Source organism: Guptibacillus spartinae (assembly GCF_028610625.1).
In the GTDB taxonomy this organism is placed as follows: Bacteria; Bacillota; Bacilli; order Bacillales; family Guptibacillaceae; genus Guptibacillus; species Guptibacillus spartinae.
In genome coordinates this window covers 630988-642810 of sequence record NZ_JAQQWU010000001.1, presented here as the reverse complement: position 1 = coordinate 642810, position 11823 = coordinate 630988, and the positions used below count along the sequence as shown (strand labels likewise).

General features: G+C 40.7%; 7 protein-coding genes. 2 read left to right on the top strand and 5 right to left on the bottom strand.

All coding sequences use genetic code 11. The features are described from left to right. Window positions 1–14: 14 nt before the first annotated feature. Window positions 15–1385, bottom strand: a complete 1371-nt coding sequence (locus tag PQ511_RS03360; protein WP_273850511.1) for an aspartate aminotransferase family protein — start codon at window positions 1383–1385, stop codon at window positions 15–17. A 135-nt stretch (window positions 1386–1520) separates the two neighbouring features. Here PQ511_RS03360 and PQ511_RS03355 point away from each other — a divergent pair, with 135 nt between their 5' ends. Then, on the top strand, window positions 1521–2969 hold the full coding sequence (locus PQ511_RS03355) for a PucR family transcriptional regulator (protein WP_273850510.1): 1449 nt from the start codon (window positions 1521–1523) through the stop codon (window positions 2967–2969). 340 nt (window positions 2970–3309) lie between these two features. Continuing rightward, window positions 3310–4473: an aminotransferase A gene (locus PQ511_RS03350; RefSeq protein ID WP_273850509.1), complete on the top strand. Its 1164-nt coding sequence runs from the start codon at window positions 3310–3312 to the stop codon at window positions 4471–4473. A gap of 47 nt (window positions 4474–4520) precedes the next feature. Here PQ511_RS03350 and PQ511_RS03345 read toward each other — a convergent pair whose 3' ends face one another. The 4 genes from PQ511_RS03345 to dat form a co-directional block, all read right to left on the bottom strand. Then, window positions 4521–5336 (bottom strand): sulfurtransferase, encoded by an 816-nt coding sequence (locus PQ511_RS03345; protein WP_273850508.1) that lies wholly within the window; start codon window positions 5334–5336, stop codon window positions 4521–4523. Window positions 5337–5339: 3 nt separating this feature from the next. Then, window positions 5340–8951 carry a dynamin family protein gene (locus PQ511_RS03340; RefSeq protein ID WP_273850507.1) on the bottom strand — a complete coding sequence of 1204 codons (3612 nt, stop codon included), beginning with the start codon at window positions 8949–8951 and terminating at the stop codon, window positions 5340–5342. 193 nt (window positions 8952–9144) lie between these two features. Then, window positions 9145–10623 (bottom strand): degradosome RNA helicase CshA, encoded by a 1479-nt coding sequence (gene cshA / locus PQ511_RS03335; RefSeq protein ID WP_273850506.1) that lies wholly within the window; start codon window positions 10621–10623, stop codon window positions 9145–9147. Window positions 10624–10835: 212 nt separating this feature from the next. Then, a complete protein-coding gene (gene dat / locus PQ511_RS03330; protein ID WP_337957736.1) occupies window positions 10836–11660 on the bottom strand; it encodes a D-amino-acid transaminase in 825 nt (274 codons plus the stop codon). Window positions 11661–11823: the final 163 nt, after the last annotated feature.

Genomic DNA, 11823 nt, shown 5'->3' with positions numbered 1-11823 from the left:
GCCCTCTCCCATCATCAGCTGATCGAACGCCTAACATAAAGTCCTTCTGCCTCAAGCTCTTTCTCCAGTTCTTTTAATGCACCGTTCAGTTTAGATAAAATAAGGCGAACTTCATTTTCCTGAATAACGAGCGGAGGAGCTACAATCACAGCGTCACCCGCCATCCCATTTAATCCACCAGCAGCTGTATACACTAAAAGACCGGCTTCATAACACTTTCGAATAAAACGATTAGTCACTTCATAGTGAAGCAAAAACGGCTCTTTTGTTATGTGGTTTTGAACAAATTCTATGCCAGTTAATAAACCAAGCCCTCTCACATCACCAATAATAGGAAAATGCGCTTGCAATTCTTTTAATCCTTTCATTAGAACAGCACCACTTTTTTCTGCATTGTAAATAACATCGTTTTTTTCGATATAATCGAGAACAGCAAGACAAATCGCAGAAGATAAGGGGTTTGCACTAAACGTATGTCCGCTTAATACCACTTTTGAGCCACGTTCAATGACTTGAATAATGCGATCAGATACTAACGTTGCTGCCATAGGTGTATAACCGGCACTCATTCCTTTTCCAAGCGCTAATAGATCGGGAGTGATCCCCCAGTGCTCCATTGCATACATTTTGCCCGTTCGCCCCAGGCCAGTCATGACTTCATCGGCAATAAACAAAATGTCATAACGGTCGCATACGGCTTTCATTTCTTTAAAATAATGTTCAGGCGGGACAACAGCACCTCCAGAAGCACCAATCACCGGCTCGCAGACAAACGCTGCGATCGTTTCTGCACCTAGTCGCTGAATCGTTTGCTCAAATTCAAGGGCATACTGCTTCGAGCAATTCGGACAATGTTCTTGGAAGGAGCACCGATAACAATAAGGAGGCGATAGGGCTGGATAATGTTCAAGTAACGCATTAAAACGACTTCTGCGAATGACGTGTCCTGACATCGATAGGGCACCCATCGTGATTCCATGGTAGCTCATCCACCTTGATATGATTCTGTTCTTCGTCGGACGACCTAGTTCCTGCCAGTACTGCACAGCGATCTTTAGAGCAGTTTCCATCGCTTCCGAACCGCTGTTCACAAAAAACACCCAATCAAGGTCACCAGGGGCTGACTGACAAAGGCGTTCTGCCAGCTGCTCAGCTGAAGTGCTTGTAAACTGGGAACGATATACAAACGATACCTGATCTGCCTGCGCTACCATCGCTTCCTTAATTTCCGAAACCCCATGTCCTATGTTCGCTGTGACAGCACCTGAGCATCCGTCAATAAAGGAATGACCGTGTTCATCATATAAGTAAATTCCTTTTCCATGAGAAATTACTGCATAATCCATTCCCAGTAATGGTTTAATCAAGTGGGTTCTTTTCGTCATGATGGATTCGTCACCTCACTTTTTTTGTCTATATCACTAGCCTATGTGGGAAAAAGCATAAATTCTATTCCACACCATCTACAAAAAATTCTGACTTTATTGTACGATTTGGATAACAGGATTGGGGGATCATCTATGGGACTTTCTGTTCGAGAAGCGCTACAACTATCAGAAATGAGTGAAATTAAACTGATTGCAGGAAAACAAGGCATTGATCGCGATATTAAATGGCTAACGATCGTAGAAGTGATGGAAGACGTGAATCGCCTTCATGAGGGTGAATTTTTAATCACAACAGCATATGGGTGGCAAGAAAAATCCGAATCTTATACAAGACTTATTCAAGCACTATCAAACCGAAAACTTTCTGCTTTAGCAATACACACTGGCTTTTATCTTGATGTCGTTCCTTTAGCGATGATTGAAGCAGCAAATCGAACAGGATTACCACTTCTAGAAATTCCTAGGACAATGAATTTTTCAACGGTGACAAGAAGTATTCTTGAACAGCTTGTTAATAAACAACTCAGTATGCTTACACAAGCTCAGCGCATTCAAGATGAGTTAACTGCACTTGTCATAAAAAATACGGGCTTCTCCTCTTTAACTGATGCCCTCTCAAAACTACTTCACTGCAACGTATCTATTTATCAATCGAACGAAGATCTTTTAGCAGGATCTTACGTAACAAACCGTCATTATTCATTCGAGCTTGCATATCCGATTGTGACAGAAGGGAAAACGATTGGCACAATCTTTATTCAAAAACAAACGCCGCTCACTTCATTGGATCAGCTTGCGCTTAAACAAGCAGCGAATATTTTTGCTATCGAATTTTTAAAGTTACAAATTGTAGAAGATACTCGGGCGCAAATCGAAGCAGATTTTCTCGACGTTCTCTTCTCCCATTCCTATGAAGATGAGAAATACATTTTAAAGAAAAGCAAAGAAATGGGCTTTGATTTCACTGGTCTTAATACTGTGGCAGTTCTTTCATCGTCTAATCTAGCCGACCTTGAACAGCAATGCCATGATAACTTAATTTCAACTCGAACAAAGGGCTTAATAAAAAGAAAATTGGACCACGTCGTCGTTCTATTAGCTGGCCACTTTGAGCCATTTCTAGCTGAATCCTCTTATTCGACGATAGGCGTTAGTACGGCTACTGGCATACAAAAACTTGAAACAGCACTAAAAGAAGCGTTAATCGCCCACCAGTTTGCCAAGTATCGTAAAGCACCATACATTCATTTTGAATCTTTAGGTGCATACCAGGTGTTCATCCGCTTAAAGGAAAACGGGGAAGATCTCACAACTTATTATCAACCTCTTTTATCATCGATTGTTGCATACGATCAGAAACATCAATCTCAGCTAATGAAAACGCTCGAAGCTTTTTTAGAAAACAACCTTGTTATTAATCGAACAGCAGATAAACTTTTTATACACAGGCACACGTTAAATTACCGGATTAAGCAATTAGAAAAACTAACAGGAATCGATATTTATTCCTATGATCAGCGCATCCATGTTCAATTCGCTTTGCTGGCTTATTTAACTGACTGCATCTTATCATCCAATTAAAAAACCAGATTCCATTAACCTTGGAATCTGGTTTTTTAATTCTCTTAATCGGTTAACCTTAAAAATTATCTGAATATTGGTTATCCACAGATTTTTGTGGGTAACCCTTCCCCCACCTTGATACCCCCTTGTGAAATAAAAATACCGGGTGTGGGTATATGTTTTCTACTGTTGATAAGTGCCAGAAAACCAATACTACCAATACTTATCCGAATTATCAACACCTTGGTTCCCAACCTATTTCGCAACTTATCCGCAAAATCACTCCATTTCGACGATAGTTTAAAAATTATGCTACAATGATGTTTATGAAAGTTGAGACGGAAAGGAAGAAGGCTCTATGGAACAATTCATTAACCCACGAGTAAACGCAATTGAAATTTCTGGTATCCGTACTTTTTTTAATATGGTGGCAGATTATGAAAATATGATTTCTTTAACAATTGGTCAGCCCGATTTTGAAACCCCCGATCACATCAAAGAGGCCGCTCACACGGCGATTGATCAGAATAAAACGACGTATACGCATAATGCAGGCATACTTAAACTTCGTAAAGCTGCCGCTCATTTTCTACAAACAAAATACAATCTTACCTACAAAGCAGATACTGAAGTTATCACAACTTCTGGAGCGAGCCAGGCGATTGACGTAACACTTCGGACGATTTTAACAGAAGGCGATGAAGTTATTCTCCCTGGGCCTGTCTATCCAGGTTACGAACCGATTATTACGCTATGTGGTGCTACACCAGTTCACGTTGACACGACGGATAACGGATTTAAATTGTTACGGTCTTTGGTTGAAGAAGCCCTAACAGAACGAACAAAGTGCATCATCCTTCCTTCACCATCTAATCCAACAGGTGTGGCCATGTCTGCAGCTGAACTTGCTGATCTTGCTGATTTATTGAAGGATAAGAATATCTTCGTTTTATCTGATGAAATTTATTCAGAGCTTACCTTCTCAGAAGAACATGCTTCCATCGCTCAGTTTGCGAATATGCGCGAAAAAACGATTGTCATCAATGGATTATCGAAATCCCACGCGATGACAGGATGGCGCATTGGATTTTTATTTGCACCCGAAGTGCTCGCTAAACACATATTGAAAGTTCACCAATATAATGTTTCCTGCGCTTCTTCTATTTCTCAATATGCTGCTCTTGAAGCGTTAGAAAATGGACTTGATGACCCGATCAAGATGAGAAAGGCATACTCAGAAAGAATGCATTATGTATACGACCGTTTAGTCGGAATGGGTTTATCACCTATTAAGCCTAACGGTGCCTTTTATATCCTTCCATCGATTAAAAAATTCGGGTTAACTTCTTTTGACTTCGCCATGCAACTTGCGAAGGAAGGCAATGTAGCTGTTGTACCGGGGAGCGCTTTCTCGAAACACGGAGAAGGATTTGTTCGAATATCGTTCGCTTATTCACTCGATGTGTTAAAAGAAGGGATGGATCGATTAGAGCAATTCATAAACACACTTGAAATCAACTAAAAAATTCCACAGAAAAGCCAGCCCTTCATCGAAAGGCTGGCTTTTATTTAGTCTGAATCGACTGAATTCTCTTCATAAGATACCCAATCACTATAGCTACCTGGGTAAAGTTTTGCATGAATCCCAGCTTCCTGAAAAGCCAGTAAGTTCACGCAAGCCGTTACGCCTGAACCACAGTACACAATCGGCTCTTGACCGTGTTCATTCCCCCCTACTCTCTTCTCAGGGTCTTTCCATTTATGTTTTTCGTTTAAGTTATCTTTCCAGAAATAATTGATCGCACCAGGAATATGCCCAGCTTTTGAATCCATTGGCTCATGTTCTCCTCGATAGCGTTCTGGGGCACGTGAATCTATGATGGTTCGCCCTTCTTGTTGCGCCTGCTTTACATCACTCATGGAAACAATCATTGACTTATCAAGACTAATCGGATATTCTGAACGACTGACACTCGGTACCCTTGTCTCGAGTTTATGCCCCTCCCCTCTCCAGGCTCTTAGCCCTCCATCAAGGACAGCACGTTCTTTATGACCTGCAAAACCAAGCAAAAACCATAACCTTGCTGCCATAGCTCCATATTCATGATCATAGACAATGACTTTCGAATCCTGCTCGATCCCTAATCTCTCTACTAGATCCTGAAGCTGCTCTTGATCCGGCAAAGGATGTCTCCCTCCGTGTTCCCCAACTTCTCCTGATAGGTCTTTTTCTAAATCTGCATAAAGAGCACCAGGAATATGTCCTTCTAAATAAGCAGCATAGCCTCTTTCAGGCTGTCCTAGTTCAAACTGACAATCAACAATCACAAGGTGTTCATCGTGTAAATGATGTGCAAGCCACTCAACGGAAACAAGATTTTTCATCGCCTATTCCTCCAATAAGTTCGTTTGGATTTTCGCTACATTTCCTTGTTTAGTTAGTAAGAAGTCTTTCGATAGCTCACTAGTTAACATCGTTTTTCTAGTTTCAATATACACCTTTATTTCTTTTTGAATCTCGCTCTTCAAGTCATTTAGGTTTTCTTCATAAAAATTCGTCGCTACGGACTCAATCACCTGTTTCTCCGCAGTTAAATAGTTACTTACTGGCTGTTGAAACTCTTTTTTTAGCACATCATGTAAGTCATCTCTTCCATTTTGTTCAAAAAATTGCTTCGGAGACTTAAATGAACTTCGCGCTAGCTTTTGAATGGTTTCACTACTAATCCACTTTGATAGAGCAGCAGTAAAGTCAGGCGTTTCCATCTCTTTTGAATCGTTTAATGAATAGCGAAAGTCTGATAAGTGCTTCCGAATTGAAAGCTGCATTTCTTTCTCATTTTTTTGAAGCTCTCGATTAATAAATCGATCGATACGAAGAGAAGCAGCCCTTAATTCTTGAAGCAAATCTTGTGTAATGTCTTCTAGCAGTGACTCTGACGCATGATGAAGTCCTTCCCGGCCTTGGATGACTGAAGGGTTAAAGGCTTCCTTAAAGAAATCGTTAAAGCGGTAAAATAGACGTTGTGGCATGTAGTGAACGAGCTCTGTAAGCTCCTGTTCAATTTGTTTCACTGAGGATGACACCGTGTAACGCTCTACTACTCCGATCGCTTCATCACTTTCACGTTGCAAACGAGCGAGCTGCTCCTCTTTTTCATCGGCATTTAATTCATAATTCTCGATCCATCCATCTATCTCTGCTTTCACTTGGTTTATCTCACTAATGCTTGCCTCCACAGCCATTTTTGATAAATCTGTTTTGATAAAGCGGTAAAATCGTTCTTCAAACGACCCAAGACCACCTTTATTTTTAAGTTTTTCAGGTAAATTCGAAAGAAACTCACTCTCTTTTTCACTAAGGTCCTGTGATGAAAGCATTCCTGCAAGACTTGAGACCGGATAAAGAGCTGGGTATCGAATTCCATACTGTTGTAGCTGTTTTTTCACATGATCAAGCACAGTGCGCAGCTCTTGGTTGTCTTCAGCCAAATCAGAGGCATTTAAAAGAAAGAACATCTTATCCATCTCAAACACATCTTTCACACGTCCTAGCTGAATTAAAAATTCCCGATCTGCTTTAGAAAAAGCATGATTGTAATATGTCACATATAGGATAGCGTCAGCTGCTTTCATATATTGAAAAGCAACACCCGTATGTCTCGCATTGATCGAATCCGCTCCCGGTGTGTCTACAAGCGTAATCCCTTCTCGTGTAAGGGCGCAATCATAATACAACGAAATAGATGCGATAAACGCCGCTTTTGATTCGTTGACAACCATATCCTCGTATTCTCCCAGCGTCACCTCACGCTGCATTCCAAGATACGAAAATTCGGTTTCACCTTTTAGAACTGCACGTAGAAATAGCGCATGAGGCTTGGTTTCAGCAGACTCTCGCTTAAATAGCTTACCGGCTGAAATGATTTGCAAACAATCTCGAAGTGAAAAAGCCTGTTCCCCAAAGAAAGAAAGCGAATGATTTAAGTCTTCAAGAAGTTCTTCCTCCGTTTTGTAGTGAATCATTGCAGTTTTATGGACATGCTCTTCTGAAACAGGACAAATTCGATTTAGCGTTGCTGTCGTTGGATTCGGAGAGGATGGCAAAATCTTCTCACCGATAAGAGCATTTGCAAATGACGATTTTCCTGCACTGAAGGCACCGAACAACGCAACCGTGTAGGATTTATCCGTTAACTTTCTCGCTTTCTTAATAAGGTTTTGCTTTGTATGAAGAAAGCCCGGCAGATCAGTAAGTTCTGTTGCGAGCTTTTGAAGCGCCTGAGCCGTCGTTTCAGAAGCAGGAAGTTCAGCATCCTTCTTTTCCGCCACTGCTTCATCCATAGATCTTTTTTCACTTTTACCTTTTGAATGGATTTCTTTTACAGGCTCCACAACGATGACCTCTTCAGGCTCTTCAATTTTTTGGGCACTCTTCTGAACCGCGCTTGCCTCCTCATCTCGTTCTCCTTGAAGAATTGACATCAGTTCAGTTGCTTTCTCGCTGATCGCTTCCATCTCCGCTAGGAGCATTTCCGATTCCTTTTCCCCTACGCGCTCTTTAAAGGATGTTTGAACCTCACTTGCTATTTTCTTATGTTCTAGATTAACTTGCTCAATAAGCAAATTTTTTCGTTTTTCTGCTTGCTGTTTTATTTGAGTCTTCATGCTATGAGCGATATTTTCAGTGTAATGAAGTACCGCTTCACCCGTTGCACCGTTTCCTTTTTTCGCTTCTTCTTGAATCACGCTAAAATCAATATGAAAAGCTTCATCTAAAACAGGAGGCTCCACCTTTGTTAACGCTGCAGTCGAGATGAGCTGTTTCAGTAATTCCTGGTAATGCCATTCGAGCTGAGACTTCACTTGTTCTTCTAATCCTGATACAAATGACTCATAACGGTTCGAACGTTCCTGCTGTGTTTTTTTATCGCGAAAAACCAATCCAACTTTAAAACCAGGCTGCAATGATTCAAGATAGTCACGCCCAGCTTCCCTTACTTCATAAGGCATTAAAATTGCGCTTTTTTGAATTGAAGCGCCTTCAGATTGAAACTCTTCTTCAATAAGTTTAACCCGCTCCTCTGAAAAAGAAAGTTTCTTCTCCATCTCTTCGTAAGCCTGCATCACTTCTTGATCTTCAATAACTGTATCCATATTGTTAATTAATTCTATAGCAGCATTGGACACGCGCTTCATTTTATCCTCTGCTGTTTTCTTAGAAAGACCTTCAATATAGGTTTTCAATTGATGAAATTGGTTATGAGGATGCTGGTGATCACGTAGAGAGATAAAGAAAAAGGATTCCAAAGACATTCCCCACGTTTCAAAAGACTCCACCACGGACTTCTTAAATGCGTTGAATGAAATTTCACTTTCGTTATGTTTATCGATTTGGTTCACAATCAAAATGATCTTCTTATGTTGACGATACAACTCTCGAATAAACTGATAGTTCACTTCTGACTGAACATGATTATAATCCATCACATAGAAAACAATGTCCGCTAAATACATCGATGATTCAGTTGATAGCCTATGTGCTTCGTCAGTTGAATCAATTCCAGGTGTATCAATGAAAATAACGTCTTCTTCAATTGAAGACGGCGCAGATAATTCGACCCGTTCGACTTCTTCTCCATTTAAACAATAGCCTTTTACTTGATCCATATCATATGGTGCTTTAAAAACCATCTTTTTACCATTTATAAAATGAACAGCTGCACCGGCTTCTCCAGAACGAACCCGTACCGTATTAGCGCTCGCTGGAATTGGACTTGATGGCAGCAAATTGGTTTCAAATAAAGCATTAATTAATGATGACTTTCCTGCAGAAAAGTGCCCAGAAAAAAGAAAGTGCTGCTCACCGCTCTTCAATTTATCACTTAATTGTTTGATTTTTGATGCTTCTGATGCCGTTACCTTTGTCTCGATGAGGGCAAGACGTTCAAGCAGGGCGTCTTCTTTTATTTTTGTTTTTGACTGGTGATTATGCTTCATAGTATCCCGCTGCCTTTCCGTAAATAGTGTCTCTCTAAGAATAACGCTTTCAATGACATTTTCCCAGTATTGTCTTAAAATAATCTCTTATGATAGTCAATGACTGCGCAGAAGAATATGATTGGATTTTTCCAATACAGAAAACAATCATAAAATAAAAAAAGCCGGGATTTCTCCCGACTTTTAGCGTATCTTATTTATTTCCTTTGTCGTTAAACTTACGACGCTTGTTAGCGCCTCCGCTGTTACGGTCTCCGCGATATCCGCCACCGCTTCCACCTTTGCGACCGCGATCATTGCTGCGGTTACGGTTGCGATTGCCGCCTCCGCCACGATTATGAGCTTTCTTCGCACGTAGTGGTGCGATCTCAGTAATCTTAACTGGTGTTGTATCCGGCTCTTTCGTAAGCAACTTAAGTGCTGCAGAAAGAAGTGTTACAGAATCATGATCGTCAAGAAGCTGTTCAGCAGATGAACGGTATCCTGCGTGATCCTGCTCTTCAATTGTGCTTTGAAGCTGTTGAATCGCCATTTGCTGCTGGCCTTCCATCGCTTCAGCAAAGCTTGGGATCGTACGCTTTTGCATAGACTTCTTCGTAATTTTCTCAATCACTTTAAGATGATCGTACTCACGAGGAGTAATGAACGTCGAAGCAAGGCCTGACTTACCTGCACGGCCAGTACGACCGATACGGTGAACATAGCTTTCAGGGTCTTGAGGAATGTCAAAGTTATAAACGTGCGTCACACCACTAATATCTAGACCACGAGCCGCAACGTCTGTTGCTACCATGATGTCAATTGTGCTGTCCTTGAATTGTTTAATAACCTGGTCACGCTTCCCTTGTGGAAGGTCACCATGAATACCTTCAGCCATGTATCCACGCTTCTTAAGTCCTTCAGATACTTCATCAACGCGTTTCTTTGTTCTTGCAAATACAATCGCAAGCTCAGGAGACTGAGTATCAAGAAGGCGACAAAGAATATCGAATTTCTTAGAATCACGAACTTCATAGTAGTGCTGTTCGATTGAAGGAACAGTCATTTCTTTGGATTTCGTTCTAACTGTTTCAGGGTTGCTCATGAATTTCTCTGCAAGAATTGCAATGCGTTTTGGCATTGTTGCTGAGAATAGAAGCGTTTGACGCTTTTCTGGAACACCTTTAAGAATCTTTTCGATATCTTCAATGAATCCCATGTTAAGCATTTCGTCTGCTTCGTCAAGAACAACAAATGAAACTTCTGCAAGACGAATCGTTTTACGTTCCATATGATCAATAAGACGACCCGGCGTCGCTACTACGAGCTGTGGTCTCTTTTTAAGTGCTTTGATTTGGTGAACGATGCTCTGTCCACCATATATAGGAAGGGCACGCACGCCTTTTGCTTGACCAATACGGTTCAATTCTTCTGCAACCTGTACAGCAAGCTCACGTGTTGGCGCAAGTATGATTCCCTGTACATGAGATAGCGAAGTGTCGATCTTTTCAATCATTGGGATACCAAAAGCAGCCGTTTTACCAGTACCAGTTTGTGCCTGACCGATAACATCGTTGCCTTCAAGCGCTAGCGGAATCGTACCTGCTTGAATTGGTGTTGTTTCTTCGAATCCCATTTGATTAACTGCTTCTAGCAGTGTATTACTTAAACCTAGATCTTGAAATTTTTTCAACTTTTAAAAACTCCTTTTTACTTTTAAAATGCATTAAATGCTATAGACGGGAGAAAAATCTCCTGATAATGTTCAAAAAAAGCATTTCCCTAATGTTGAAAACGCTCGGAACAAGCAACTCTTCATTCACATATAGCCAAAGATAACAGTAACACTATTATGTGCAAAATTCAACTACACAAACTAAAAATATTTTCGCATCAATGTCGCTTCTACGATAAACGACCAGCAAATTTTGCGTGAAGAGAGGCGGTTATTTCCCCTTCTTTTCCATCCGAGATTCGAACCCCGTCCACGACAACAATTGGCCTTACTTCTTGAGTCGTACTGGAAATAAATACTTCATCACTATCAAGAAGGTCTTGCTTTGTAAACGCTTCTTCTTTAACCTTAACCCCCAAATCTTTAGCGATAGAAAGTACGACTCTTCTTGTGATCCCGTTAAGAATAAGATGATTAGCAGGATGGGTATAAAGCGTCTTGTTTTTTACAATAAATACGTTCGTTGAGCTTCCTTCCGTTATCCATTCTCCTCGATGAAAAATCGCTTCCTCTACGTTTTGGTCATTTGCAAATTGTTTTGCCAGAACGTTTCCGAGTAAATTCAAGCTCTTAATGTCACACCTTAACCAGCGGATATCGTCCGTGAATACAGCTCGTCCGGGTGCCCTTGAAGGCTCTTTTTCGTATTCTTTTGTATACGCTACAAAAACCGGATCTGCCTTTTCTGGGAATGGGTGGTTGCGTGGAGCAACTCCTCTCGTCAGTTGCATGTAGACATGGCCACTTTGGACAGGTTCTTTCTCAATAAGCTTCTCTAAATTAGCTTTAAGGTCTTCCCGACTAAATGGAAAAGCGATTTTTATTTCGCTTGCACTTCTTTCCAACCGATCAAGATGCGCCTCAAGTTCAAAAAAAACACCATGATAAATGCGTATCACTTCATAGACACCGTCACCAAATTGGTAACCTCGATCTTCAATATCTATTGTTGCCTCATCTCTACTCACTAAATCTTCATTAAATAAAATCATCATGTTCACTCCCTTAACCAATAGTAGCCCTCTTCACAATAACATATGAAAAGCGATCTCTTCACCTGTATTTTTCTGAATAGTTTTACTTATTACATTTTATGACAAGTTTTTCTTTTTCTAGTTTACAAACAGGACTGTATACACTAAAATTTGTATTCGAAAG